Origin of the sequence: Chryseobacterium lacus (assembly GCF_003336205.1) — a bacterium.
In the GTDB taxonomy this organism is placed as follows: domain Bacteria; phylum Bacteroidota; class Bacteroidia; order Flavobacteriales; family Weeksellaceae; genus Chryseobacterium_A; species Chryseobacterium_A lacus.
Genome location: NZ_QPIE01000001.1, coordinates 119800 through 145462 on the forward strand (window position 1 = coordinate 119800; position 25663 = coordinate 145462).

The window sequence follows — 25663 nt, forward strand, 5'->3', positions numbered from 1 at the left end:
CTTAGTTATTAGCTGTAGTTGCAATTAATCAACCTTAATCAAATATTCTGGAATTTCATTCCAGCCGTTTATTGGAATTTTCACTGTGTCAGGAATTTTATAACCCAACAATATTTTAGAATTTTTGTAGTTTGTACTATCATATTCAAGTATAATATTTTTTCCAATTACTGAATCACGCTCATTTCTCCACAATAGTTTTGAGTAACTATTCATTAAATTTCCATTTAATTCAAAAGTGTATTTCGTATTATTTTTCCCATGTACTTGGGCGTCAAGAATTTTTACGATTGTGTATTTTCTATTTTTGGTTAGTGCTTTGGATTTTTGGTTGTTATACATTACAATTAAAAAAATTATAAATGCAAAAATTATTGTAAATACAATCTTATTTTCTTTCATTTAATACGGAATCTTGTTTTTGCAATTCTGACTAACGTTAAATTATCTCATTGCAAATCAATCAGTTATTATTTTTAGATCTTCATTAGTCAATTCAAATTTAGTGATTTGTTTTTTGATTCTTTTGATAATACCCAATTTTCTTTTTTCGTCTAAAAAAAGGTATTGAGTGGGAGGATGGTAATTTTGCCCTTTTACCAGCATATTCCAGATGATGACCGCGATTTTTCTTGCCAGCGCTGTGATTGCTGCTGCTCTTCCTTTTTTGTAATTGATTCTTTTGAAGAAATCTACTAACCAGCCTTCTTTTAGATTGCCAATCGCATTTGCGGTGTTTCTAAGTGCGATTTTCAGCCTTGAACTTCCTTTCGGGATGTGATGGGATAGTATTTTTCCCCCGCTGATTTTATTATTGGGAGCCAGTCTGAGCCATGCTGTAAATTGCTTGGCAGTTGGGAATTTCCTAATTCCTTCCAATCCGATTTCAGAAATAAGTGTCATAATCAAGCCTTCATTTACGCCTTCAATCGCCATTAAATCAATTCCTTCAAAATACTGATAGGCGATTAAATTCAAATCTGTTTCTGCAAGTCCATTCTTGTTTTTTCGCTTGTGCTTTTTTTTTCAATGATGTGTTGCTTTTTATGGTCATTTTTCTCAATAACTTCTTTGAGTAATTGGTCAATTTGAATATCTGTGTGTTTTATTTGTTCTTGAAGATGCTTATAAGAACTCCACTCTTGTTGCAAAGCGAAAAGGTAATCTTTGCGACCATTAAACTGCAATGCTTTTGCAATCTCTTCTTGAGATTTTTTACAGTTGTAGTGACGCAGTTTTGCCAATTCTTCTCCTTTGTATTCTCCATTCAAGAAAGCTTCAATAATGGAAGAACCAGTAAGTCCAACAATGTCCCTTACCACCACTTCCAGTCGCATATTCATCAATCGCAAATACTTCTGCATTCTTTTGATGCAGGAAGCGCTTTGGTTGAGTAGATTTTGTCTGTGGCGAGAATAGGTTCGTACCGTATCGGTGTCTGAATCGGGCAGGAAACTGGCACTTAAAAGTCCCAGCGAATGAAGCTTCTGTATCCACTGGCAATCTTTGATGTCGGTTTTTTTTCCTTTGATATTTTTGGTTTGTCTGCCATTGACCAAAATGACATCAAAACCTTGTCCTACAAGTGTGGAGAATAAATTTTGCCAGTATGTTCCTGTGCTTTCCATGGCAATGGATTGTACATTTTTGGAACGTAGCCAATCACACATCTCGATTTGGTCCTGACTGTAAACACCAAACTGTTTGACATCTTCTGCATTTTGTCCTACCGCCACCCAATGGCTGCGACTTCCAATATCAATTCCCGCAGCATTGGGATTGACCACTTCTAATGAAATTTGCTTTTTTGTTTCCATTACTGAATTTTTAAAAATAAATATTAAACAAAAACTCCAGGGGTCATGTCTTCGAGACTTGAAATTATTCTGATCGGGATATTTGCCAAAAGCAAATTCACCATTAAACTCTAACACAGCCAAAGATATCACTATCCTAGGCTTTTACACGACCTAACCTTGATTGCACGAGGGGTTCTAGGACACCATTGTTTATACCGGCCTTAACAAGGAGCAGTGTGAAATTAGTGAAATTTGTTGAAGGAAAGAGGACTTATTGGGTCGTTAGCTGGAAAACTCAACCTTTTTTCTATGGTAGGGGGATTGCAGCTAACGGCAGACTGTGAAAAAACTCACAATCCTTTGTTAACAAATATAGTAAAATAGTTGTCAGAAAGATACGAAATTCGTATTTTTAAATATGCAGTATATACAAGGAACTCCCCGGAATCAACTATTGGTAAGCAGCTTGGAAGAAAAGATTACAACTGATAATCCTGTTCGGTTTATTGAGACTCTTCTAGAAGTCTCCTGTAAATCTTTAAATCCTTCGTCGATAAACCCATAATGCTGAAAAAGCCCCCAAAAGTTCCGTTCAACGGGCTTTCATTGTTGGCTTTTCAAGCCCAACGAAAGCTTAGTTATTATACGACGTTGCTATTTTATTCTCCAATTACTCAAAACTAAAGTTATTATTACATCATTCCACATTTCAAAATTCATTAGTTTTGGCTTGATAGGAATAATGCTTGTTTTTATCCAATCTTTATGTCCAACAATATACATCATTGCGTCATAATTCAGTTCTTTGTCAAAAGGATTTTTAACTTCTAACATCATTTGTTCGTGCTTTCTTCCGTCTGTTGTTTGGTAGAATTTTATCTCAATAGTTTTTTCAGGATTTAGATTTTCTTTTACAATCTTCATTGCCGTAATTTTATTTCCATCAGTTTCCGTTTCGATAAATAAATTTTCTCCTGGAAAAATTTGTAAAACACCTTCTTTTACAAAATATTTTGATTTTTGAACCTCTTGCTGATAGAATTGAACCGAATCAACAGGAATTTTTAGCGTAAATTCTTCTCGATATTCTTTTTCATTTTGTGCAAAAGAGAAAGTTGAAAAAAGACTGATTATGAATAAAAATAATATTTTAGATTTTGTCATTTTTGTTTTATGTATAGTGTTGGTTTGCAATGTCGTATAACGTTTTGGGTATTGCCGAAGGCGAGGATTTTTAGCACTATCGCCCAATAGAAATATCACAGTTTAAATTTAGTAAAAAAGTACAATCGAAGCCGTTTAACCCCGCTTTTGGCAATATCTTGTTGAACTAAACCTTAGGTAGCTTTCCCAATTGCATAAATCGGTTACTTTGTAAAGGTAATTAAAAAATCAATAGAATGGCAACAAAAAAAAGAGTTCAGACGAGCTCAGAGAAAACAAAATCATCAATCAGGCAAAGCGCGAAGTGCCTGGTTTTACAGAACTTTTAGGCCGGTTTGAACGTACGGTTTCGGTGCTTGGAAGAAGCCAAAGTACGTTCAGTAATTACTCCAGACACGTGGCTGGGGTGTCGCTGCATTTCAGGAAAATCCCGACAGAATTGGATCCTGAGCAAATCCACGATTACCTTTTTTACCTTCAGAAAAAATCAAAATCACCCTCGCAATCGTATTTTAAACACACGGTTTACGGATTTCGGTTTCTGTTGAAATCGGAAGGATTGAGCTACGATTTTCTAAGTCTTCCGGAAATTAAAAAAGAGAAAAAACTTCCTGTAGTGCTCAGTAAACAGGAGGTTTGGCAGCTGTTGTCCGGCTGTAAACTTTTAAAACATAAAATCTTAATCGGGTTGCTTTACGGCTGTGGATTGCGCTGTTTGGAAGTCAGAAATCTTCGTCTCTGTGATTTGGATTTTGACAGAAAACAGCTGAAAGTGGTTCAGGGAAAAGGCAAAAAAGACCGCTACTTACCACTTTCCGAACATTTGATTCGGGGTTTAAAAAAATACATTGAAGCGGAAAAACCGGAAGATTTTCTCTTTGGAGCACCCCGTGCAAATCGTGCGGGTGGAGAATTCGATTCAAGATATTCGCAACGCGACGTACAATGGGCGGTGAAACAGGCTTCAAAAACGGCAAAAATAGGGAAAGAAGTGAGTGTTCATACGCTTCGCCACAGCTTTGCGACGCATCTTTTGGAGGATGGGATGAACATTGTGAGCGTCAAAAATCTCCTCGGCCACGAAAACATCGAAACTACCCTCGTTTACCTTCAAATCGCCCAACTTTCTACCCAAAAAATATTCTCCCCACTGGATACTTTGTTTGAGGAATGTCGTCGAAAAAAGCTTCTTCGGGGAAAAGTTCAACCTGCATTTTATACAAAATTCCCTCTACCTCTTTTGGAAAACTGAAAACCCCTTTTAAACTATCATTGAATATAAGATTAGTCATGAAACGGGCGCTCACAATTTCTGATGCTGCCAAAACATTTGGAAATGTAAGGACAATTTGAGCATAAGAGGTTTTAACGAGAATCATGTTTATTTTCAGAAAGAGAATAACAGCGAGTACATTGAACAAATTTTGCTGACCTGACCCTTAATTGTAACCACCCACAACCAAAAAAACCGTCCATGCGGACGGCCTTTTCTTTCTGCACGCAATATTCCTATTGCTGCAGATATCCAATGACACCTAAACCGTTGTACTGCTTATTCTTTAGCGGATATCGACCTCCGTTCATCTGCTGATAAAACTCCACCAGCAACAGATAAAAAACAGGATGTGGCCCGCTGGGAATAGACGGCACCGCCAGTTCCAGCTGCACAGATTCAATCTGCTTTTCAATGGTCTGCACGGCACTCTCCGTCAGTACATACCTCTCTTCCGCAAAGTCCACCTGCACTGCGATCAGCTGCAGGTTCGCATCGGTAGAACTATCAGGAAAGTTTAAATGGCGCTTCGGAATAAAATCCGCATACTCCAAACTTCCTGTCGCAGGATCCAGCGCCTGCAGCTGCAAAAAAAGCGAGGCAACAGGTGCGCTGGCATTGAAATCAAAACCATTCAGTTGCTTGGGTCCGTCAGGTTTTGCAATACCGATAGCCACATTCCGGTTTCCCCTTGGCGATTCTGTATCCAGCGCTTTTATCAGATGCATCACCCGGTTCAGCCGGCTGCTGGTGTGGTGATCTTTTGCAAGATCTACCTTATCTGATACACTGCTCCGGAAAAGTTTCGCCATTTTCGCACAGTGCGAAAATTCTAAACCGTTCTCACGCGTTCGTTCAAATGCCGGATCCTTTGCAATCCGCTCTTTGCTCAAACTTCCCTTGGTGCGGATCATGGATCCGTCTTTTGTTTTGTAAAAGGTCATCCCTTTTAATGTACCCTCAATATTGAAGATACCATCGAATTTGGCCATAATATTTTGTTTTGTAAAGCGTCCTTCCGAACAGGCCTATTCGTCTGGAAACACTTTGGATTAATAAAAAAATTGATCTGTTCCGGAAACATTTACAAAGATAAAAGCCCGTAAGTGACTGTACAACAGGAGGGTTCCGGAATGACTGGATATGACCAAATTTGTCCTGTTATTACGTATTTCTGTCCTGTTTTGACACCCTGCAAAACAAATTTTTGGAAATGATGAAAACGAAGTTCATTTCGTTTTAAAAAAATTCCATAAAAAACAGAGGTATTTGCATATCTATAATTTATTCCCGACTTTTATATCGAATTCAAAAATAATTTTATGAAATTCATTATTTCAAATGAAGAACTTCGGAAAGCACTGGAAACAGTCGGTAGTGTTTTCACAGCCTCACAACAGAAACCTATCTTATCTGCAGTTAATGGCTTTATTAAAGACAACAAAAACCAGTTTCGGGCGACTTCCGATGTAGAAAACTATGCTTCAGACCTTAAGGAACGCTGGGAAACTTATGAGGAAGTAATGGAAATCTTTATGGAGAAATATCCGTTGGGCGTCTTTGGAAATACGGTTTTCCCGGAGTGGGAATTGTATGAGAATAAAATACAGGAAGTGGTTAAAAAATTGCTGACAGAAGTTTTTGTACGAAACGAGAAACTGAATTTTAAAAAAATAATCGCAAAAATTCTAAAAGAGCAAAGATGGAAGCACTTTGCAGGCCTTCACTTCCTCTCCGTAATGAATCCGGATGCACATGAAAAAGCCGTTGAATTTTTGAATAAAATGATTCGTGCTTTTGAAGCACATTACATTGCCTTAGAAATTGAATCACACCTGAAACCTTATCTCACGGGAGTCTTACAGTTACTTTCATCCATGAAAACACAGGCGGGAGAAATATTGGAAACAATAAAAAACAAAAATATTCTGCGGCAGGAAAATCCAGAGCAGGAAGAAATTACACGCCCGGAGGCTTTGGTATCATCCGAAAAACCGGAAACTCAGAAACCCGCATACCCTGCCTGGGTATTCAGATCACTGGAACATTTCAGTTATTTTAATCATATTCACAATCATTTTTGCACCTCTGAAAGAGATGTGGCCTACCTCTACAGAAAATTGGCCGATGCCAAATGGATCGTCAGTAAAATGTGTACCTTCAGGGAGTGGTACAACGATTGGGAAGAGTGTCACACCCCAACATGGAATCAGTTTAAAACATTAGATAAGCTGGAAATTTCTTCCAGAAAAAGCCGCTTTAATTTGGCATGCGCTGCCATGGGAATAACACCTCCCTGCTAAGCAGTGTGGTACATTCTCTTCCGCTTTCCTTGGCAGATTTGAATAGCAATGTACAGCTGCATAGATTGCACTAGTCAATAGATTTTGTTTGGATATCAGAGTAGAACCAAAGGAGTACATAAAGAGTACATAAAGGGTACATAAAGGGTACATAAGGAGTAAATGATGTATATGAATGAAAGGCAATACAGAAACGAAACATTGGTCTTTACAATTTTACCGGCGACAAGTCAGATGCTTTCACCACATGACACCACTTGAAAAAAGTCTTTTTTTTTCCTGTAAAAAATTCCTTAATGTCCTCAAAAGAGGACATTTTCGTTATATGAAACCTCCAAGTCATTCAGGAAATTTGTATTACCAAATGATACAAAATGAGAAAAATTGTAAAAGCAGCCGATATTATGCTGCTGGCGGGCAAGAGCAGGCGACAGGCTTCCCGGATACTGGCCGATATAAGAAAAGAAACCGGAAAAGAAAAACACCGGCATATTACCGTCCGGGATGTAGCCAAATATTACAATCTTGATGAAGACGAGGTACAGCGAGTTCTGGATTATAATGATAACTGATCCTAAATAACCATTACCATCTCGAAAAACTGGGCTATCTTTATATAGAAAATTTCGCATTTCAGCATAACAACTCAGCTGATAACTATGGCTTAATGCCTATTCTAAACGTAAATATTTTCAGATATTGTTCTTCTTTTAAAGTTAAAAAAATCATCAGCTCTTTAATAGAAATCTACTAATACCCTTATTTTAGTATCGCAATGAAGGTTAAAATATGTTTTGCATTATGTTTTTTTGCAGAATCGTCATATTTTTCATATCTTTGTGAAAACACAACACATGAAAAAAAACTCATTAACCATTATTGAGACGTCCTCCCTATATGCGGAAACGATGTCGACACTCTTCCTACAGACAGACTTGTTCAAAACTGTAAACATCATTAATTATACTGATTCGCTCCTCGATGATGTAAAGCAAAACACTCCCAATTTTCTTATGATAGGGAGTAGTGTTTTTGCACGAACGGAAATCTATGAAATCGTTGATTCTATTCTGAAAATTGATCCGAAAATCAAAATCATCATTGTGGGTCAGAATTACGAAGTGCATGTCATCCGTAAACTTTTTTCCAAGGGAATCCGCAGTTATTTGGATCAGGACAGCAATTATGAAGAATTCCTGAAATGTGTGCAGACGCTGCATCAGGGGAACGTCTATATCTGTGAATCCGCTAAGGAACAGATGATCAGTTTTCTCAGTAACGACAACAAAAAATACACCCGTTGCAACAAGGAACCCATTACCAAAAGAGAAATGGAAGTACTAAAACTGGTGTGCGACGGACTGAGCAGTAAAGATATTGGGGACAAACTGTTCATCAGTGTGAATACCGTTGAAACCCACCGCAAGCGTATCCTAATGAAACTTAACGTAAAAAACACCGTGGGTGTGGTAAAATATGCTTTGGAAAATAATATTTTCGAAGACTGAAGCGGTTTCTCTCATTTCAAATAAAGTAAAAGTCCGTCGGTGATTCCGACGGACTTTTTGTATAGTGCCATTCATTTAATAAAATGCAACCATCTCATAATAAAAAACCCACACAGTAAAACTGCATGGATCTTTCATGGTTATTTTAATTCTATTCGAAGTCCGGCATCTCTCCGTTGTTAAAGGCAGGCACACGTAAAAAGTTGGTACCCGAACTGTTCATATTGATAAAAACAATATTTCGGGCAGAGATATTATCATTGGAAGTATTCATCAAAATAATCTGTGAATTATCTGGAGAAAATCGGGGATCCAGATCATTAGTTCCCTGAGGTTTAGAACTCTCAACAGAGATATCAACACTGGAATTGGTCTGAAAATTATACAAAAACAGCCTGCTGTCCAGCTGACGGTAGCTAGTATCAAGATGTCCGGAAACATCGTAGGTATAGAGAAGTTTTTGTCCGTCTATCGAAAAATTGAGACCGCCCGCTGCGCCTGTGGCAGCTGTGAAGACATTTTCCACGGTATTTCCAAGCAAATCTATCACAAATATTCTGATATTATACCCATTCACATCATTGGTCTTCAGCGCAATGTGAGCACTGTTGTAACTCCAGTCACATTCGGAAATAAAACTTCCGTCAGGGGTGGTATACAAAAGTTGTAAACCGGTTCCGTCTTTATTAATCTGGTAGAGTTTATCAAAATGAGTATAAATTAACTTGCTGCCATCGGTATTCCAGGAAAAATCCAGTTCGCTGTTATGAAATCCCGCCACCGGTGTGGTTGTTACTTTAAAAAGATCAGAACCGTCAGGCTTAACGGTGTAGATATGACTGCCCGAACCTTCAGTTCTCAAAAAAGCGATACGGTTGGCATTATTATTCTTCCGTGGCCTCCAGCTGTTATGAGTGGGTTGGGTAAGATTAAAACTGTTGCCCTGAAGATCGGAAGAAACAATATAAAAATTTCCGTTCTGCTTCTTTACATAGTGATACCTATTGGAAGGAGTAGCTGTGGTTGTAAACTTAAAGACAGAACTGAAAACTTCCGGATGAATACCATCCGACACGGCTACCTGCCAGAAATAACTTGTGCCATAACTCAGATTATCGAGTGTATAAAATTTATCAGAAATATCATTAATGGTGATGATGTCGGTATTGACATTATTTTTCACAATCAGTTTATAAGTGAGACTGTCGCTCTTATCCGGGTCTGTAGAATTCCAGCTCAGCTGTACACTAAGCGGCTGGTCCAAGGCATTATCTATAGGACTGAGCAATTCAGGAGCCGATGGTGGTGAGTTTAGTGACTGATCATCACTGAGTTCAATAATAACGCTGACTTCCTGACCCGTCTGTATTGTAACCGCCTCATAACTGGTGAGAAATCCATTAAGTTCAGCTTTTACGGAATAATTCCCTGTAGGAATATCTTTAATAACAAACATCCCATCCTTATCTGTAAATAAAGTTTGGGTACTGGGTGCAGTTGAAATCTTTACATTGGCAACAGGTTCATTGCTTCCCTTTTTAACAACTTTTCCTTTCAATACTCCCTGCTCGGTATGTTCCACAAGATCTTCCGCACAGGAGGATACTGTAAAAAAGAGAAAAAGAAGAGAAAGTATACAAATAATATTTTTCATTTTATTAGTTTTTAATTTTTCCAAAATAATAGTTTATACCAAGGCCAAACCGCAGTGCGTGATCATTGAGTTTACCCTGCACCAAACGATCCCAGTCATCTGAAAATCCAAGATCATACTGAGTAGATACCCTCATTCCAAAATTATCAGAAATGAGATATTCCAAACCGCCTCCAAACTGGCTCTTATATTTTACTTTCTGTTTAGAAAAAAGAGCACCTAACCCGGCATACATATAGGGAGAGAGGCGTCTTTGTGGAAGCACAAGATATTCCAGATTAACCTCCCCAACGAGATACCTCTGTTTCAGTAAATTGCCGTTTTGCATCTGGAAGAAACTGAGGTTGCTTTCTAAATTGAAACTCGAATTCAGAAAATATTTCGCCCCCAGTTTACCTCCAAATGTTGTGGTGGGATTCACATAGTCTCCTCGCCCCTGTTGAGCCTCCGCTTGTCCAAATACAGAGAAAGGCCGCCTTGTCACAGGATTATCATTACCGATCAGACGCTGGGCGCTGTGTTTCTCTTCTGCATTATACGAAGCGATCAGCGATTCATACTTTTCGGGCTGATCCAGTGCTTTACCCCATATTTTACTTTTTATCCCTTCAATAATAAGAGATTTGACTGCTTTTTCTATCGCATCAGTTACTGCGAGTTGCACAGGTTCATTCTGGGTAACCCCCGCTTCAGCTTCCAGCAGCTTTTCTGTATCTACATATCGAAAGAAACTACCATTAACACTGGTGGATAAAATCGTTTTCGAGACATATACGGTTTTAAGAATTTCGCCGTTAAGGGTGGATACCGCTCTGAGGTAAATGGTAATTCTGTCCTGCCGGTATTGTGAGGAGGCTCCAATACCAAAATACCTCGCCCCAACTCCGCCGGTCATTATATTACTGTCGTAAGAGATAACTCCTCCTTCCAGCAAAATACCAGCAAACAATAATGGAGGCAATGCAGGGGTATTGGCGTCAGCATCTTTTATATATTCCTGTTTCGTTGAGCGGATAATCTGTCTTTCATTGAGGAGATTGGAAATATTTTCCCTTTCAATAGGGGTAAACCATTTACTGTCTTCCAGTGCTTTTATCAGGATGGTGGTGGTTCCCTGTGGTACTGCTGTACTCCAGTTATTACCATTTTCGGAAGGTTTATACTGACCGGTCTGATCACGGAAGCGATAAACGCCTACAACAATTTTCTCCTTAGGAGAAGGCATATTCTTAAGGTCTGAGGTGTAAGGTGTAGATTCACCTATGATAGATTTTTCGGGATTGCCCGGGAGCCCGAATACCGGCCCGCAGGCCTGGAAGGTCAGAAGGGCAACGGCACAAAATGCGAGCCGCAGGTGAGTATTGATTTTCATGGTGTTTTATTTAGGAATAACGATTTCGGATTGATCTCCGGTAGAGGTGTCAAGGATACTGATCATCATACCCTGAGCCGTTTCAGTAACCTGCAAATAAATAGAGCCGAAAAGATAGTTTCCCGCCTCTACGCTTCCACTTCCAAACTGTTCCTGAAATAGCTTCCTGGAAAGCTCACTCAGCACCTGACGGTTAAGACTCTGCGCAAAACTGTCTAAAGAGTTGATGCCAGCTCCCTGGGTTTTACTATCGGCGTTATCAAACTGGTTTTGAGCACTGGCTGAACTGAGAAGCCACTGATAATTAAAAGTATCTCCTCCGAAGGCAGGATTTACGGGTTTATAAACAAACTGCTGTGCACAGAATCCTGCAGTTCCAAACAGGATTAAAACCATCATGGTAATCCCGAGTTTAAGTTTAGTATTGAAATTCATTTTTAATTAGTTTTTTTTTGGCATTGTAGTCGTTAATATATCTAAGAGCGATGCCCACCTGTTCCCTTAAGAATTCATCACTGGGATTGGTCATAAAGCCATAGATTATTCTGTCGTCTATTTTGATGTTAACCTGCCCGCTGCTTCCTCTGGCCGGCTGCTCTTCGATAGTAACAGCAGAAGCATTGTCCGGCAATCGATTAAACTCCATGTAGAATATATCATAGAAGTCTTTTCCTACTTTGCTTTTCGTTTCATCTATCGCCAAACCGGAAAGCTCAGAAGATCTTCGGATACGGGTTTCCTGCTGTACAGGATTAAACTGAGACTGGTTGATCTCGAGACTGTCTTTACTCAGGAGAGTCTGGTCCTGCTCGTCTCTGATATAGAGGTACGCTTTCATAGCGTCTCCCTGCTCCAGATTAATATTGATCTGTGAAAGACCCTTCGTTTCACTTGGTCCAATTGCGAAGCGGCCTCCCTGTTTATTGTTGGAGAGGTTATTGGTTGCCCCTCCCTTTTTAATTACTATAAGCAAATAATTCAACTCATGGTGAGTGGATGATTGATTGACCGCTATTCCCGTAATCTGAATCTGATTTTCCTGTATGGAGTGCTCAATCCTTGCCTTAATTTCATCAAATGACTGAGCCTGTACTGAAAAGCACAGGAATAAAAAGATCAGTATGAAAGAACGGAAAGTCATGATTAATAATTTCGGACAAACACCGTTACATTTTCACCTTTTACATTCATCTTAATACCATCAGATATACTGTTTGTACCGGTAAAATCCACCGTGTTATTGTAGCCCATAGTGGCAATCGCTGTAGAGGATTTACCCGCCGAATGGGTGTTGTTAAAATATACATTATTTTGTCGGCCATCCTGACGCACGGTAACTTCACTCTGTGAAGACATAAGAATAGTAGCATTGTTTTTGTCACCTTGCTGTACAACGACAGAACCGAGAGAGTCAAGACTCATCTGCTGAAGGTGAAACATGTCGATAGCCACAGTACTGTTGATCTGAGGCCATGCAATCTGCTGGCCTTTGCAGAGCGCAAATACACACAGCATGGGAAGGAATAAAAGAAATTTTTTCATGATCATCATTTTTTTTATAAAGGTATCAGATTGATCTTCACTGAGAAACACAAAAATCAGGTATAAATAATTTGTCACTGTAATCAGTTACTGTTAGTCCCCATGACCTGATATCACGGCGATGCCGGGATACAGTTCTGTCAGTCCTTTCCTGAAGTTTCATTTTACGGCTCTTTAAAACTTTCTTTGATCAAAAGAAACGAACTGTGATTGCAATGGTTTAACGATAGAAAATCGGATTCTGTTTTTTACCGGTCACTTCAGGTCTGGATATAATAAATTGCGACTTTGATGATGTTTTGATATAGATCCCACTTTGTTAAATATACCTTGCGGAATAAAAAAGAGAAGCCAAAAAATGGCTTCCCCCTTCTAAAACACATAGGATGAAAATCAATTCCCCTGTTTCACTAATATGAAGTTACCATGACCAGTCTGGGTTCCCACATGAGAATGTCCTGTCTGACTTTGAGTAACTGTTGATACATTCCAATTTCCGGTTTGCGCACTTACGGAGCTATGACCACTTCCGGATTGTAGATTGGTTAAAATATTGTGGTCACCAGACTGAGCATAAATAGAACTGTGATGAGTTCCTGATTGATCTACTGAAGCCCAGTTAGAAATTCCAGATTGTACACCAATCAATTCATTCTCACTTCCCGCCTGAACACCATAAGCAATGTTACTGCTTCCTGTCTGGCTCTGAGTAGAAGAGTTTTTATCTCCAGTTTGAGCAAGGGAAGCATAGTTTCCGGATCCTTCCTGATACTGAATCGCTTCATTCTCATCCCCTGTCTGAGATGCTGCAGCCGTATTCCAATCACCACTTACTTGATATTGAGCGAGGCTGTTTTCGGCACCTAACTGAATACCTGATACAGTGTTTGAGTTTCCTTGCTGAACCTGATAAAGATCGCTTCCCCATCCAGTTTGCGAAGCTGTAGCAAGATTGAAATCACCAACTTGAATCTGATCAATATCATTTCCATTATAATAATAAGGATCCGACACCCGGTCTTCTACCTGGGCAGCAGTAGCAATATTATTATTCCCTGCCTGTACTTGATCAATCCATGTTCTGGCCCCGTCATGCTGGCTTGCTGTCATTTGATTCCCGTCACCATACTGAGTTTGGGTAATCTGAACATCATAAGTACCATTGTTTTGAGTGGCATGAGCAGAATTCCAGTCTCCAACCTGAGTTTGAACTACCCGGTTATCATAAGTTGGCCCCTGAATTGAAATGGCACTGTTATGATCTCCTTGCTGATAAGCAGTCGTTTGACCAAAATAATAAGTCTGTCTTACCAGTACGCTGTTGCTGTTTCCAATTTGTGTAGATTGGTTTTCATGTTTACCAACGGCAATCTGACTGATGTCTGCGGTATTGTTGTCACCACTTTGGCTTACTGCATTGGTGTTGGCGAAAGGCGCTGTTTGTGAATAGGCAGTAGCTGCCATTAATACAGCACATGTACCTGAGATTAATTTTTTCATAATAATTTAAGAATTTTAGTTATATAATTAGTTTCCTTGTACTGCTAAGATGCTGTTTCCGTTTCCGGATTGAGTACCTGTGTGAGTATGTCCGGATTGCTTTTGTGTAACAGTAGAAACATTCCAGTCTCCTGTTTGAGAACTGATAGAAGAATGTCCAGTACCAGATTGTGTATTGGTCAAAATATTATGGTCTCCAGTCTGTGAGTAAACTGAACTGTGCATCGACCCTGTTTGGCTTACAGAAGCCCAGTTGGCATCTCCGTATTGACCTCCTGATATTATGTTTAAATCACCGGATTGTAGTGCGTAAGCTGTATTTCCACCGCCTGCTTGTGCCTGAACCGCTTTGTTTTCATCTCCGGTTTGTGACATGGAAGCATAGTTCCCATCCCCCACCTGAGACTGTGTTCCTTCATTATCGTCTCCGGATTGAGTTATAGCAGCGATATTCCAATCACCTTCCTGATACTGTAGAGACATATTTTGAATACCATCTTGGGCAGCACTCATCGTGTTGTAGTCTCCTACTTGAACTTGGTCCAGATCATTACCCCATCCTGATTGAGTTGCAGCTGCTGAATTGTGATCTCCCATTTGGATCTGATCCACATCATTATTAGTAGCCCAGGTTGGTACAGAAGGTCCTACTGCAGTCTGAGAGGAGCTAGCAGTATTGTTTGACCCAATCTGGATCTGGTCTGCATACATTCTAGCACCGGCTATCTGGTAAGCATGTGCGGTGTTACCATCACCATCCTGAACCTGAGTAATATATTCATCCCAGTTTTGATATTGTTCTGCAGTTGCCTTATTCCAGTCACCCACCTGAGATTGAATAACCTTGTTATTGCTTCCCCACGTGGTATGCCCCTGAAGAGATGTTGCCTGATTAAAATCTCCTTCCTGATAAGTTGTAGTTTTGTTCAAACCTGCACTCTGTCTTACCAACACTGAGTTCTGATCCCCTACCTGTGTAGACTGATTGCTATGGTTGCCTACTCCGGTTTTCTGAAGAATATCAGCACTGTTATTGTCTCCTGTTTGAGCAACAGTGTTAACACTTCCTGCTTGAGCGAATGCGAAAGTCCCTAAAACGATCGCTGCTGCTGATGCGAGCTTTTTCATAATTATTAATTTTAAATTGTTAGTCCTGCAAATCTATGAGCCTATCCAACATCTCGAATCACTGAATATCAGCAAATTATAAATATCATCAAGAGCAGTTGCATTTATCACCAGATGCCGGACTTTAGTATATCATGGATATTTTGGAGAACATGTAACAAGATATGGGTAGAAAAAAACTAACCGTAATTGGGTAGATTTTATTTCAAGTGCTGCTACTATTCGTATTTTTAAAAAGTGAATTTTATTTTCTAACAAAGTGAATAATCGTTGCAACACGATTTTGAAGAGGCTGTTCTTTTACACCATTTTTAAATTTAAACACAAAAAAAAACTGCTTTCCAAAATGAAAAGCAGCCTGAGGTTTCAACTAACTATTATTTTTTTCGATAAAATTAATGTCCCGCTGTGCCATCCACACCATGAGCATGGCCATGGGAAAGTTCTTCTTGAGTTGCAGGGCGCGTTACCACAATTTCTACATCGAAGTTCAAGGTTTTGCCCGCCATCGGGTGGTTCAGATCTACGGTTACTGCTTCCGGATTTACATCCATCACCACTGCGGTCAGCTGATTTCCATCCTGATCCTGCAAAGGCAAAATGGCACCAACTGGCGGCATACCAGACTCCTCAAACATTTCAGCAGGAAGTTGGGTAGTAGCATCTTCGCGTTTCTCGCCATATCCTTCCGCTGCGGAAAGCGTAAATGATTTCTTGTCTCCTGCTGCCATGCCCTGGATTTCTGTTTCAAATCTCGGAAGCATCATCCCCACTCCATACAAAAATGTAAGCGGAGTTTCATCCTCGGTCCTTTCAATGAAAGTGTGGTCTCCGTTTTCTTCAATGGCATTCAGCGTATAATGAAGTGCTACAACGTGGTTTTTTTGTATTGTCATATAATAAATTTAGCAAGGGAAATGAACCCTTCAGATTAAAAAAAGATTAACCAATACCGTTTAGATATTAGTCGGACAAAGGTAATGTTTTAAGAATAAATCAGGTAAAGCAAGCCATTTTTGATATTCAAAAATAATTTGGGGCAGTAACATTTTTATTTTAAGACCTTAATGATTTCATCCAAAATTTTTTCAATAAAAATATATTGATTCTCAACCAGCTTTTTTTTAGGATCGCCTTTTATTCGTTTTGAAAACATAATTTCCGAACTGCGGATGAGTGAAACGAATGCAAAACAATCTTCAATTCCCTGTTCTGGAACGGGCTGCGCATATCCCGTAATGGCCAAACCAAGTTCAGAATTAAACCGTTTCGAGACTTCCAAAGCCATTTTCTCAGCAATTTCTTTTGATACCGAATTGCAGTTTTCGGCATGAATAGGGTTGATATTGAGCTGTTTTGCTTTTTGTCCGGCATTATATGCAGTAATTCCGCCCTGAAAGAAGGCCATCGCATCCTCTGCCTGTGAAAATACATTCTGAATAAGACCGGAAGTACAACTCTCTGCCACTGCTATCGTTAATTTCTTGCTTGTCATCAGTTCAGCAGATTGATTGAGTTTTTTTTGATCTATCATATTTTTAAACCTAAATACTGCGTAAATTCAGCCAAAATTATTCCAAATAAATCCGCAACTTTAACGTTTCATCTAACAGCTTATCATCATGAAAACTATTCAGCTTAATAACGGTGTCACCATTCCTGCGATCGGATACGGAACCTATAAAACCGCCGAAAATGATGTTTCGATAATCCTTTCTGCACTCGAATGCGGGTACAGACTTTTGGATACCGCATCCATCTATAAAACGGAGCAACAGACCGGTGCTGCCATCCGGGAATCCGGCATTCCGAGAGAAGAAATTACAGTGATTTCTAAAGTCTGGCGAAATGATCTCGGATATCACAAAACGAAAGAAGCATTTGCCAAATCGCTGAAACAAACGGGGTTGAATTATCTGGATCTTTATCTGATTCACTGGCCTGCGAATGCCCGGAATTTCAATAACTGGCAGAAAACCAATGCCGAAACCTGGCGCGCAATGGAAGAACTTTTGGAAGAAGGAAAAATAAAATCCATCGGAGTCAGTAATTTCTGGCCGGAGCATCTGGAAGCACTTTTAGATTCTGCCAAAATAAAACCAGCTGTCAATCAGATCGAATTTCATCCCGGATATTGGCAACCGGAAACCACCCAATATTGCAAAGAAAAAGGAATTTTCTTGCAGGCATGGTCTCCTTTGGCAAGAGGCAGAATTTTTGGAAATGAAATATTAATAGCAATAGCCAACCGTCATCACAAAACTGTTTCTCAAATCGCACTGCGCTGGATTGTTCAGCAAGGCGTGATCCCGATTCCCAAAGCTGCAAGCAAAGAAAGAATGAATGAAAACTTCGATATTTTTGATTTTGTACTTTCCGATGAAGAAATGGAACTCATCAACAATTTGCCGGAAACAGGTTTCAGTGGTGAACGGCCGGATTTATGGCCGGAAAGAATGCCGCAATCATAGTTTCGCCTTCTTTTCAGTGCTTTCCGGATTTCTTGAATTCTTTCTTGTTTAAAAGTCTGGTAACGCAACTTGCCGTCTTTTAAAAATCAATACAAAAGCCTTTTCTCTTAATAAAAGTTAACGGTTTTCCAATTTTAAATCCATTTTTATATAATCACATTTTAAACCTTATAAGATTATTATTTGTCGCATCATAATACCACAATTCTGTTAAAATTAATATGAAAATTTTAGCTTGTAAGTTTAGAAATCAGTTTATTATTCTCCTAATAACCATAACAGAAAAAACAATAATTCGACGTTGAAATTGATAATTTTCAAACATAGCTATTAATAAATGAAATACTTTTAACATTTTACGACTATTTTTATTATTGACATAATTTAGTAATTTTGGATCACCAAATCATTAAAAATAAAAGTTATGTCACATCACAGAAACTGGGACGACAGAAATCAGTCTCAAAACAGAAATTCAGAAAGAGAAGAAAGTCAACATGGCAATCCAAACAGAGAAGGATACGGCCAGAATTACAATGACAGAAGATCTGACCAATCAGGTAGGAATTACGACGAACGATCGTCAGGAAATTATGGAAACAGCCAGAACAGGCATCGCGATCAGTACGAAAATGACTATGAAAACCGCCAGCACGGAGATTCGAGAGATCAGTACCACCGTCAGTCCGGAAATGATTATCAAAACAATAACAGAAGTGGTTATGATTCCCGTTCGTCCTGGCAGCATGACAACAGAGATTCCTATCAGGACAGAAACTACGGAAATCGCGGCTATCACGAGCGACACAGCAATTATGGACGCGACAGACAATACAGCAATTACGGAAACGACAGCCATGAAGACAATTATGGCAACCAGAACCGCAACCAGAATTGGGATTCCGATATGAGGGGAAATAACAGAGGTTTTGGAAGAAGCTATGAAGATTCCAGAAACCGAGGTTATGAATCACAATTCGGACAGGATCAGTATTCCGGCAGTCATCGTCAGTCTGATAATTTTGGATCAGGACGTTATGACTCGAACAGCGAAAGTGTTTCAAGGCCTTACCCCGATCGGGATGATCAACAAAGAAGATCTTCAGAACAGCATGACCGCTACTCCAATAACAGAAATTCAGAGTATTCTGAGGACCGTTATAACAACAGAAGTCAATCTTCCGGATACGAAGAATACAGCAACAGAGGTTCACAAAACCAAAACCGCCACGAGGACGATTACCAAGAAAACCGAGGCAGTTCCGACAGAAACCAAGGTTCTCGCCACAGAGAGCAGAATCAGAATAATAATTACTAAATCCTTTATCCGGCTGCGTTTGCAGCCGGTTTTTTTATACAATTTGATACAATTATTACATATAAAAAAAGTAATGACTTGAGGTTTATTTACATATCGTATTTTTAAATAAAAAATATGAAAAGAGACGGCGATCATATAAGTTTCTGGCAGAATCATCAGTATCAGAACGAAAATAAAAAACCAATCGTTAACGACTTTGACACCATTATCGTAGGCGCAGGAATCACAGGATTAACCCTTGCTGTGGAATTACAAAAACGGGGACAAAAATGCCTGATTCTCGAGCAACAGGAACCCGGCTTTGGAACTACGGGAGGAACAACTGCGCATCTCAACAATTTTTTTGATGAATCTTATGACAATATCATCAGCAAATTCGGAGAAGATAAAGCTCAAACGATTGCTGATCACGCAAAAAAAGCCAAAGATATCGTCCGAAGTAATGTTCAGCAATTCAACATCGACTGCGATTATGAGGAATGTAACTTTTATCTTTTTAGTGCTGAAAAGAAACAGGATAAAATGGTGGATAACATTCTGGATGCTCATCAAAAACTGGATGTGGAAACCCATTATGTAAGTCAGATTCCTTTCAGCATTAATTTTCGGAAAGCCATCGAAATTACAGGCCAGGCTCAGTTTCATCCCATGCGTTACATCGGTGGTCTTGCTGAGGTTTTTGAAAGAAGAGGCGGTTTACTTCTTACCAAAAGAAGAGTAAAAAAATACGAAAAGCTGAATGACACCATCAGTATTACCACGGCAAACGGTGAAGTTTTCACAGCCGGATCATTGGTTTGGGCGACTCACATTCCGCCGGGAAACAACCGGTTTAATATTCTTTTGGCTCCTTACCGAAGTTATGCATTATCAGCGAAGATTCGCTTCACGCCCGAAAAGATGGCTCAGGCTGCAGACCTTTATGATCCGTATCATTATTTTAGATATCACCGAAAAGATGAAAATAACTATTTGATTATCGGAGGATTTGATCATAAAACCGGACAGGAAAAAGATACGACGAAACCTTTCAAAGATCTTGAAAACTATACACGGGAGAATTTTGATATTGAAGAAATTACCCATCAATGGTCTTCTCAGTTTTATGTTCCGGTCGACGGGCTTCCTTACATCGGGAAAATGCCCGGCGAAGAAAATATGTATGTAGCCACAGGTTACAATGGGAACGGGATGACGTGGGGAACTCTCGCATCAGAAATCATTGCCGATTTGATTCAAAGAAAAGACAATGAACTGGCAGAAATTGTTTCTCCTTCACGGATAGAAATTCAGGCCAGTGCAACCACAGCGATTCAGGAAAATGTCAACGCAGTTTTTCATTTAGTGACCGACCGTTTTATGGCAGACAGCAAAGCGGAATTGGATGAAATCCCGAAAGGTGAAGGAAAAGTCATTCAATATCAGGGAGATCAGGTGGCAGTTTATCGCGAAGATACCGGCGGATTTGTATTTGTTTCGGCGATCTGTCCGCACATGGGATGTACAGTTCAGTTCAATACTGCCGAAAAATCGTGGGATTGCCCGTGTCACGGATCCAGATTTGATACCGACGGAAATCTGATGAATATGCCGGCGACGGAAGGTTTACAGAAATGCACTCCTTTGAATAAAAGTTAAAAACATGATTATTTTAAAATGGAAAACCGGAAATGATTTCTCAGTCCGGTTTTTATGTTAGCTTTAAAGTACTATTAAAACTGAAAGAGCGGCAAACCGTCCATCATTGTATTTACTTCTCTCCTTACTTCTTTCAGAAGCGATTCATTTTCCAGATTATCAACTACTCTCGAAATAAGTTCAGCAATTCCATCCATATCATTTTCCTTCATTCCACGCGTGGTGATAGCTGCGGTACCCAAACGGATTCCGGAAGTTGTGAAAGCCGATTTATCATCATAAGGAACCATATTTTTATTACAGGTAATGTCTGCTTTTACCAGAGCATTCTCCGTTTCTTTTCCGTTTACATTTTTATTGCGCAAATCAACCAGGAAAAGGTGATTATCCGTTCCTCCACTTACAATGTCAAATCCGCGGTCCATCATCGACTTCGCCAAAGCACGGGAATTTTTAATGACCTGCAGTGTATATTCCGTGAACTTATCATCCAAAGCTTCTCCGAATGCTACGGCTTTTGCAGCAATCACATGTTCCAGCGGCCCGCCTTGTATTCCCGGGAAAACGGCACTATCCAATACTTGGCTCATCATTTTAATTTGTCCTTTTGGCGTTTTGTGTCCGTAAGGATTTTCGTAATCCTTACCCACCATAATGAGTCCGCCACGAGGCCCTCTTAGCGTTTTATGAGTTGTAGTTGTCACTACATGACAGTGAGGAAACGGGGAAGACAAATGTCCTTTCGCAATGAGACCTGCTGGATGCGCAATATCTGCCCACAATGTAGCACCTACTTCATCCGCAATTTCCCTGAATTTCGCAAAATCAATATCCCGTGAGTAGGCTGAATATCCCGCAATCAACATTTTAGGCTTCACTTCCAAAGCTTTTGTCCGAACGTGATCGTAATCAATTCTTCCTGACTCCCGTTCTACTCCATAAAAATGGGCATTATACTGAATTCCGGAAAAATTAACCGCAGAACCATGAGTTAAATGTCCACCCATCGAAAGATCGAGGCCCAGAATATTATCGCCCGGCTTCAAAACGGAAAGATAAACAGCAGCATTCGCCTGCGAACCTGAGTGCGGCTGTACATTGGCATATTCTACACCGAAAAGCTGCTTGACTCTTTCGATAGCGAGGGTTTCAATTTCGTCCACCACTTCACATCCGCCGTAATATCTTCGTCCGGGATAGCCTTCCGCATATTTATTAGTTAGCACACTTCCCATCGCTTTCATCACCTCATCTGAAACAAAATTTTCAGAAGCAATCAGCTCTACGCCGTGGGTTTGTCTTTGTCTTTCTTTTTCGATCAGATCGAAAATAATTGCATTGCTCATATATTTGGTATTTACAAGTATCGGAACTTTATCGTTCTTCACATCTATGTTTCAAAATTAAACAAAAAAAACATCATTCATGAATTTTGAATATCTTTACATCACAAAAAAAGAAATATGGGACTGAGGAAAAAATATAAAAAAGAAGTGTTGAAATCTCTGAAACATCTAAATTCATCAGAACACAAACTTTTGGAAACCATGACCCAACTGATGCTGCTGAAAGAAATGAAAGAAAGCGGTATTGTTCTGCAAAAAGGTGACACTTTTTCTTTCAATGATGATATTTTCGATTACAGCCCTGATAAGACCGTCCGCAAAATTGCCAAACTGCGCAGGAGAATCCAGAAAACTATGCTGGATCTGGTGGAAAGCAATGAACTGAAGGACGAAGAAATCAAATTTCTGGCATAAATCCATTTCGTAAAACAACTTGCATTTTAGGGATGGAAAAGAAATTTTTTCCTTTTCATGAAATCAAACAGAAAATGGTAAACTACTGTGTTTATCAGGATCGATGCCACAAGGAAGTGGAGCAGAAAATGTGGGAATTTACCCTGATTCCCGAAGCTAAGGAAGAAATTCTTCTTTATTTGATGAAAGAGAATTATCTGAATGAAGAACGCTTCACCCGAAGCTACATTCGCGGCAAGTTTTACATGAAATCCTGGGGACGCAACAAAATCCGGCAACATCTGAAACAAAAAGGAATTACAGAGAAACTGATTCAGAAATGCATGGACGAAATTGATGTTGATGATTACGCAACCACGCTGAAAAAAATAGCCACAAATTACGCTGCACAACAGAAAGGGCTACAGAATTATCAAAAAAAAATAAAAACCACGCGCTACCTCTTGAGCCGTGGTTTTGAATATGACGAAATTCTGGAAGTGCTGAAAGAACAGGAATAATATTTCCTTTCTCTTTTAAAATTTTGTTTTAATTTCTGCCATTTCAGGAACGTGAATCGCTGTCCCCCAACGGGTGTTCATTTCGGCAACAAAATGTGCGGAAAGCAATGGCGAAGCTTTTTCAACATTCTGATGTACAAAGAAATACAAGTGCTCCAATCCTTGCTCTTTCCAAATAGAAAGACGTTCCAGCCAGTCTTCCAGACGCTGATAATCACTCTCATGATTAGCTCCTACATAACGTACAAAAGCTACAGGAGTTGTGAGCCGCATGTGAAGCATATCGCGCCTTCCGGCCGTATCCACAATGATATTGGTGATGTTGTGCTTTTCAAAAAGCTGCATGGTATTTTCAAAAATTTCTTCGTCAGAAAACCATTCGTTGTTACGAAGTTCGATAGCTAAAGGAATCTCACGCGGCCATTCTTTAACAAATTTTTCCAGCCTGTCTGAATCTTTCGGTTTGAAATTATCGTGCAACTGCAAGAAAACCATTCCCAGTTTTTCTTCAAAATTCATCACGGCTGAGGCAAACTGCGTCACAGGATCTGTCACATTCTGTAATCTTCGGAAATGCGATACTGTATTGGTAATTTTCGGGAAAAATTTAAAATCAGAAGGCGTTTTTTCTTTCCAGATCAACACTTGTTCCGGACTCGGCATTCCATAAAATGTCGCGTTCAGCTCAATGGAATTAAACTGTGTAGCGTAATACGTCAGTTCATCTTTGGTTCCTCTTGGATAGAACCCTTTGAGGTCGGTCTTATTCCATTTGGCACAACCAACCGATATTTCCAGATTTTTCCCTTTGGAATTTTTTAAAATTTCCGCTGTTCCGGGATGATCTGGAGGAAGTGTAAAATCGATTTGTGAAGGATCTTCTACCTGTCCGAATTTCATAGTATTGAATATTAAAAAAAATAAGAATCTAAAGTTAAGAATTTCTTCAAACTGATCATTAAAAATAAACCGCAGAACGACTGCGGTTTATTAACATATTTACATTGGCATCTTTAAGCCTCACATGATGAGCAACTTACAAAGTTTACCATCATTTCTTTGGAAACTGATGAACTTCTCTGATAATACAAAGTTTTCACCCCTTTTTTCCAGGCTTCGATGATGACATAATTCACATCTTTCACCGGCATTGTGGAGGGAATCTGCAGGTTGAGCGACTGTGCCTGATCGATATATTGCTGGCGTTGTGCGGCCTGAGTAACAATTTCCATCGGAGAAATTTCCCTGAAGGTTTTGAACACCGCTTTTTCGTCGTCTGTCAGTTCCTCCAAATGCTGTACAGAACCATGATTCAGCATGATGGTTCGCCACGTTTCTTCATTATCAAGGCCTTTTTTCTGAAGGAGATCTGCCAGATATTTATTCTTTCTCATGAAATTTCCTTTGGCCAAACCGGCTTTATAATAATTGGAAGCAAAAGGTTCAATTCCCGGCGATGTTTGTCCCAAAATAGCGGAAGAAGAAGTCGTTGGCGCTATCGCCATCAGCGTTGTATTACGCATTCCGTAGCCTTTCAGCAGTTCCGGTTCGCCATAAATATTGGCCAGTTCTTTAGAGGCAATTTCTGCCTGATCCCGAATATGCCTGAACGCACGCGCATTGAATTGTGTAGCTTCAAAACTTTCAAACGGAATCATATTTTTCTGAAGATAAGAGTGATACCCTAAAACTCCCAACCCAAGCGCACGGTGACGAATGGCAAAATTTCTGGCTCCGGTGAGGTAATAATTTCCTTCTGTTTTTTCAATAAACTCCGATAACACGGCGTCTAAGAAATAGATAGCGAGTTTCACAGCATTGGTATCTTTCCATTCGTCATAAAGTTCGAGATTCATGGAAGAAAGACAGCAAATGAAGGATTCATCCTTGCTGGAAGGCAACATAATTTCGGAACACAGATTGCTCGCATTCACTGTCATGCCGAGATCTTTGTAGACCTGAGGTTTATTTCTATTCACATTATCAGTAAAGAAAATATAAGGCAATCCCTTCTGTTGGCGGCTTTCCAGCACTCTGGCCCAGATTTTCCGCTTGTCCATATCTCCGTCTATCATGTCCTGCATCCAGTAATCGGGAACGCAAACGCCCGTGAAAAGGTTCTGAATGGGACTTCCAATATCTTTAATAGAAAGAAATTCCTCAATATCTCCGTGGTCGATATCCAGATAAGCGGCAAAAGCTCCCCTTCTGACGCCTCCCTGAGACACGACATCCATTGCAGTATCGAATAATTTCATGAAAGAAACCGCTCCCGATGATTTTCCGTTATCCGTAACCGCCGTTCCGCGATGGCGCAATTCCCCGAAATATCCGGAAGTTCCGCCACCAATTTTGGTTTGCATGATGACTTCTCCCAGTTTGTGGGTAATTCCTTCGATATGATCCGGAACATGAACGTTAAAACAGGAAATGGGCAAGCCGCGCTGCGTTCCCATATTGGCCCAAACCGGCGAGGAAAAACTGATCCAGCCTTTGGTAATCATTTCTTCAAAAGCAGGCTGAAGTTCAGGCTTATAAAGCCTTTTGGCCGCCGCCGTGGTGATTCTTTCGATGGCGCCTTTCACGGTTTCTCCTTTTAAAAGATAACCGCGGTTCAGCATTTGTTCCGACTCTTCATTGAGCCACCAGATATCGTTGTTTAGTTCTTCCATTGTTGTTTAATAGTTAAAATGACGGATTGATTTACAGAGCGCATATTTTGAAGTAGAA

26 protein-coding genes are annotated in these 25663 nt (G+C 39.7%); 9 read left to right on the plus strand and 17 right to left on the minus strand.

What is annotated here, in order from left to right; all coding sequences use genetic code 11:
* Positions 1-24: 24 nt before the first annotated feature.
* The 4 genes from DQ356_RS00560 to DQ356_RS00570 all read right to left on the minus strand — a co-directional run bounded on the left by DQ356_RS00560 (position 25) and on the right by DQ356_RS00570 (position 2963).
* On the minus strand, positions 25-402 hold the full coding sequence (locus tag DQ356_RS00560) for a hypothetical protein (protein ID WP_088470034.1): 378 nt from the start codon (positions 400-402) through the stop codon (positions 25-27).
* A 57-nt stretch (positions 403-459) separates the two neighbouring features.
* Positions 460-978 (minus strand): transposase, encoded by a 519-nt coding sequence (locus DQ356_RS11290; RefSeq protein WP_228420576.1) that lies wholly within the window; start codon positions 976-978, stop codon positions 460-462.
* A complete protein-coding gene (locus tag DQ356_RS11295) occupies positions 975-1817 on the minus strand; it encodes an IS110 family transposase (RefSeq protein WP_228420578.1) in 843 nt (280 codons plus the stop codon). The genes DQ356_RS11290 and DQ356_RS11295 overlap by 4 nt, the downstream gene beginning before the upstream one ends.
* A 636-nt stretch (positions 1818-2453) precedes the next feature.
* Complete coding sequence (locus tag DQ356_RS00570) at positions 2454-2963, minus strand: hypothetical protein (RefSeq protein WP_114302526.1); 510 nt, start codon at positions 2961-2963, stop codon at positions 2454-2456.
* Between the two features lie 304 nt (positions 2964-3267).
* Here DQ356_RS00570 and DQ356_RS00575 point away from each other — a divergent pair, with 304 nt between their 5' ends.
* Positions 3268-4215 carry a tyrosine-type recombinase/integrase gene (locus DQ356_RS00575; RefSeq protein WP_228420579.1) on the plus strand — a complete coding sequence of 316 codons (948 nt, stop codon included), beginning with the start codon at positions 3268-3270 and terminating at the stop codon, positions 4213-4215.
* A 257-nt stretch (positions 4216-4472) separates the two neighbouring features.
* On the opposite strand, the gene DQ356_RS00580 is transcribed toward DQ356_RS00575, so the two are convergent.
* Entirely contained in the window at positions 4473-5228 is a 756-nt protein-coding gene (locus DQ356_RS00580; RefSeq protein WP_114302527.1) for a hypothetical protein, read from the minus strand.
* Between the two features lie 330 nt (positions 5229-5558).
* Here DQ356_RS00580 and DQ356_RS00585 point away from each other — a divergent pair, with 330 nt between their 5' ends.
* The 3 genes from DQ356_RS00585 (at position 5559) to DQ356_RS00595 (ending at position 8047) form a co-directional block, all read left to right on the plus strand.
* Positions 5559-6539, plus strand: coding sequence for a hypothetical protein (locus DQ356_RS00585; RefSeq protein ID WP_114302528.1), 981 nt, complete (start codon positions 5559-5561; stop codon positions 6537-6539).
* A gap of 374 nt (positions 6540-6913) precedes the next feature.
* Positions 6914-7111: a hypothetical protein gene (locus tag DQ356_RS00590; RefSeq protein WP_114302529.1), complete on the plus strand. Its 198-nt coding sequence runs from the start codon at positions 6914-6916 to the stop codon at positions 7109-7111.
* Positions 7112-7393: 282 nt separating this feature from the next.
* Positions 7394-8047, plus strand: coding sequence for a response regulator transcription factor (locus tag DQ356_RS00595; RefSeq protein WP_228420581.1), 654 nt, complete (start codon positions 7394-7396; stop codon positions 8045-8047).
* A gap of 151 nt (positions 8048-8198) precedes the next feature.
* Here DQ356_RS00595 and DQ356_RS00600 read toward each other — a convergent pair whose 3' ends face one another.
* From DQ356_RS00600 to DQ356_RS00640, 9 genes are all read right to left on the minus strand, one after another.
* Complete coding sequence (locus DQ356_RS00600) at positions 8199-9701, minus strand: carboxypeptidase-like regulatory domain-containing protein (protein ID WP_114302801.1); 1503 nt, start codon at positions 9699-9701, stop codon at positions 8199-8201.
* 4 nt (positions 9702-9705) lie between these two features.
* A complete protein-coding gene (locus DQ356_RS00605) occupies positions 9706-11073 on the minus strand; it encodes a CsgG/HfaB family protein (RefSeq protein ID WP_114302530.1) in 1368 nt (455 codons plus the stop codon).
* A 6-nt stretch (positions 11074-11079) separates the two neighbouring features.
* On the minus strand, positions 11080-11508 hold the full coding sequence (locus DQ356_RS00610) for a curli assembly protein CsgF (protein ID WP_228420583.1): 429 nt from the start codon (positions 11506-11508) through the stop codon (positions 11080-11082).
* Positions 11492-12214 carry a curli-like amyloid fiber formation chaperone CsgH gene (gene csgH / locus DQ356_RS00615; protein WP_114302531.1) on the minus strand — a complete coding sequence of 241 codons (723 nt, stop codon included), beginning with the start codon at positions 12212-12214 and terminating at the stop codon, positions 11492-11494. The genes DQ356_RS00610 and csgH overlap by 17 nt, the downstream gene beginning before the upstream one ends.
* Positions 12215-12216: 2 nt before the next feature.
* Positions 12217-12615: a hypothetical protein gene (locus DQ356_RS00620; protein ID WP_126723212.1), complete on the minus strand. Its 399-nt coding sequence runs from the start codon at positions 12613-12615 to the stop codon at positions 12217-12219.
* Positions 12616-13008: 393 nt separating this feature from the next.
* A complete protein-coding gene (locus tag DQ356_RS00625) occupies positions 13009-14115 on the minus strand; it encodes a hypothetical protein (RefSeq protein WP_114302533.1) in 1107 nt (368 codons plus the stop codon).
* 27 nt (positions 14116-14142) lie between these two features.
* Positions 14143-15243 carry a hypothetical protein gene (locus DQ356_RS00630; RefSeq protein ID WP_114302534.1) on the minus strand — a complete coding sequence of 367 codons (1101 nt, stop codon included), beginning with the start codon at positions 15241-15243 and terminating at the stop codon, positions 14143-14145.
* 395 nt (positions 15244-15638) lie between these two features.
* Positions 15639-16139: an FKBP-type peptidyl-prolyl cis-trans isomerase gene (locus DQ356_RS00635; RefSeq protein WP_114302535.1), complete on the minus strand. Its 501-nt coding sequence runs from the start codon at positions 16137-16139 to the stop codon at positions 15639-15641.
* A gap of 155 nt (positions 16140-16294) precedes the next feature.
* Positions 16295-16777 (minus strand): CinA family protein, encoded by a 483-nt coding sequence (locus tag DQ356_RS00640; protein ID WP_114302536.1) that lies wholly within the window; start codon positions 16775-16777, stop codon positions 16295-16297.
* A gap of 88 nt (positions 16778-16865) precedes the next feature.
* Here DQ356_RS00640 and DQ356_RS00645 point away from each other — a divergent pair, with 88 nt between their 5' ends.
* The 3 genes from DQ356_RS00645 (at position 16866) to DQ356_RS00655 (ending at position 20673) form a co-directional block, all read left to right on the plus strand.
* Positions 16866-17714 (plus strand): aldo/keto reductase, encoded by an 849-nt coding sequence (locus DQ356_RS00645; RefSeq protein WP_114302537.1) that lies wholly within the window; start codon positions 16866-16868, stop codon positions 17712-17714.
* Positions 17715-18138: 424 nt separating this feature from the next.
* Entirely contained in the window at positions 18139-19032 is an 894-nt protein-coding gene (locus tag DQ356_RS00650) for a hypothetical protein (protein WP_114302538.1), read from the plus strand.
* A 117-nt stretch (positions 19033-19149) separates the two neighbouring features.
* A complete protein-coding gene (locus DQ356_RS00655) occupies positions 19150-20673 on the plus strand; it encodes an FAD-dependent oxidoreductase (RefSeq protein WP_114302539.1) in 1524 nt (507 codons plus the stop codon).
* A gap of 74 nt (positions 20674-20747) precedes the next feature.
* On the opposite strand, the gene glyA is transcribed toward DQ356_RS00655, so the two are convergent.
* Positions 20748-22019: a serine hydroxymethyltransferase gene (gene glyA / locus DQ356_RS00660; RefSeq protein WP_114302803.1), complete on the minus strand. Its 1272-nt coding sequence runs from the start codon at positions 22017-22019 to the stop codon at positions 20748-20750.
* A 117-nt stretch (positions 22020-22136) separates the two neighbouring features.
* Between glyA and DQ356_RS00665 the strand changes: the two genes are divergently transcribed.
* The gene (locus tag DQ356_RS00665) at positions 22137-22433 is read left to right on the plus strand and encodes a hypothetical protein (protein WP_114302540.1); all 297 of its coding nucleotides are present in this window, start codon (positions 22137-22139) and stop codon (positions 22431-22433) included.
* Positions 22434-22465: 32 nt separating this feature from the next.
* Complete coding sequence (locus DQ356_RS00670; RefSeq protein WP_185123758.1) at positions 22466-22933, plus strand: regulatory protein RecX; 468 nt, start codon at positions 22466-22468, stop codon at positions 22931-22933.
* Positions 22934-22948: 15 nt separating this feature from the next.
* Here DQ356_RS00670 and DQ356_RS00675 read toward each other — a convergent pair whose 3' ends face one another.
* Positions 22949-23833 carry a DUF72 domain-containing protein gene (locus DQ356_RS00675; protein ID WP_114302541.1) on the minus strand — a complete coding sequence of 295 codons (885 nt, stop codon included), beginning with the start codon at positions 23831-23833 and terminating at the stop codon, positions 22949-22951.
* A gap of 113 nt (positions 23834-23946) precedes the next feature.
* Positions 23947-25605 carry a ribonucleoside-diphosphate reductase subunit alpha gene (locus DQ356_RS00680; RefSeq protein WP_114302542.1) on the minus strand — a complete coding sequence of 553 codons (1659 nt, stop codon included), beginning with the start codon at positions 25603-25605 and terminating at the stop codon, positions 23947-23949.
* Positions 25606-25663 lie beyond the last annotated feature (58 nt).

Bases quoted from the DNA above. Each gene is read 5' to 3' on its own strand.
- DQ356_RS00560 (WP_088470034.1), bottom strand. From the start codon at position 402: ATGAAAGAAAATAAGATTGTATTTACAATAATTTTTGCATTTATAATT.
- DQ356_RS11295 (WP_228420578.1), bottom strand. From the start codon at position 1,817: ATGGAAACAAAAAAGCAAATTTCATTAGAAGTGGTCAATCCCAATGCT.
- DQ356_RS00570 (WP_114302526.1), bottom strand. From the start codon at position 2,963: ATGACAAAATCTAAAATATTATTTTTATTCATAATCAGTCTTTTTTCA.
- DQ356_RS00580 (WP_114302527.1), bottom strand. From the start codon at position 5,228: ATGGCCAAATTCGATGGTATCTTCAATATTGAGGGTACATTAAAAGGG.
- DQ356_RS00585 (WP_114302528.1), top strand. From the start codon at position 5,559: ATGAAATTCATTATTTCAAATGAAGAACTTCGGAAAGCACTGGAAACA.
- DQ356_RS00590 (WP_114302529.1), top strand. From the start codon at position 6,914: ATGAGAAAAATTGTAAAAGCAGCCGATATTATGCTGCTGGCGGGCAAG.
- DQ356_RS00595 (WP_228420581.1), top strand. From the start codon at position 7,394: ATGAAAAAAAACTCATTAACCATTATTGAGACGTCCTCCCTATATGCG.
- DQ356_RS00600 (WP_114302801.1), bottom strand. From the start codon at position 9,701: ATGAAAAATATTATTTGTATACTTTCTCTTCTTTTTCTCTTTTTTACA.
- DQ356_RS00605 (WP_114302530.1), bottom strand. From the start codon at position 11,073: ATGAAAATCAATACTCACCTGCGGCTCGCATTTTGTGCCGTTGCCCTT.
- DQ356_RS00610 (WP_228420583.1), bottom strand. From the start codon at position 11,508: ATGAATTTCAATACTAAACTTAAACTCGGGATTACCATGATGGTTTTA.
- csgH (WP_114302531.1), bottom strand. From the start codon at position 12,214: ATGACTTTCCGTTCTTTCATACTGATCTTTTTATTCCTGTGCTTTTCA.
- DQ356_RS00620 (WP_126723212.1), bottom strand. From the start codon at position 12,615: ATGAAAAAATTTCTTTTATTCCTTCCCATGCTGTGTGTATTTGCGCTC.
- DQ356_RS00625 (WP_114302533.1), bottom strand. From the start codon at position 14,115: ATGAAAAAATTAATCTCAGGTACATGTGCTGTATTAATGGCAGCTACT.
- DQ356_RS00630 (WP_114302534.1), bottom strand. From the start codon at position 15,243: ATGAAAAAGCTCGCATCAGCAGCAGCGATCGTTTTAGGGACTTTCGCA.
- DQ356_RS00635 (WP_114302535.1), bottom strand. From the start codon at position 16,139: ATGACAATACAAAAAAACCACGTTGTAGCACTTCATTATACGCTGAAT.
- DQ356_RS00640 (WP_114302536.1), bottom strand. From the start codon at position 16,777: ATGATAGATCAAAAAAAACTCAATCAATCTGCTGAACTGATGACAAGC.
- DQ356_RS00645 (WP_114302537.1), top strand. From the start codon at position 16,866: ATGAAAACTATTCAGCTTAATAACGGTGTCACCATTCCTGCGATCGGA.
- DQ356_RS00650 (WP_114302538.1), top strand. From the start codon at position 18,139: ATGTCACATCACAGAAACTGGGACGACAGAAATCAGTCTCAAAACAGA.
- DQ356_RS00655 (WP_114302539.1), top strand. From the start codon at position 19,150: ATGAAAAGAGACGGCGATCATATAAGTTTCTGGCAGAATCATCAGTAT.
- glyA (WP_114302803.1), bottom strand. From the start codon at position 22,019: ATGAGCAATGCAATTATTTTCGATCTGATCGAAAAAGAAAGACAAAGA.
- DQ356_RS00665 (WP_114302540.1), top strand. From the start codon at position 22,137: ATGGGACTGAGGAAAAAATATAAAAAAGAAGTGTTGAAATCTCTGAAA.
- DQ356_RS00670 (WP_185123758.1), top strand. From the start codon at position 22,466: ATGGAAAAGAAATTTTTTCCTTTTCATGAAATCAAACAGAAAATGGTA.
- DQ356_RS00675 (WP_114302541.1), bottom strand. From the start codon at position 23,833: ATGAAATTCGGACAGGTAGAAGATCCTTCACAAATCGATTTTACACTT.
- DQ356_RS00680 (WP_114302542.1), bottom strand. From the start codon at position 25,605: ATGGAAGAACTAAACAACGATATCTGGTGGCTCAATGAAGAGTCGGAA.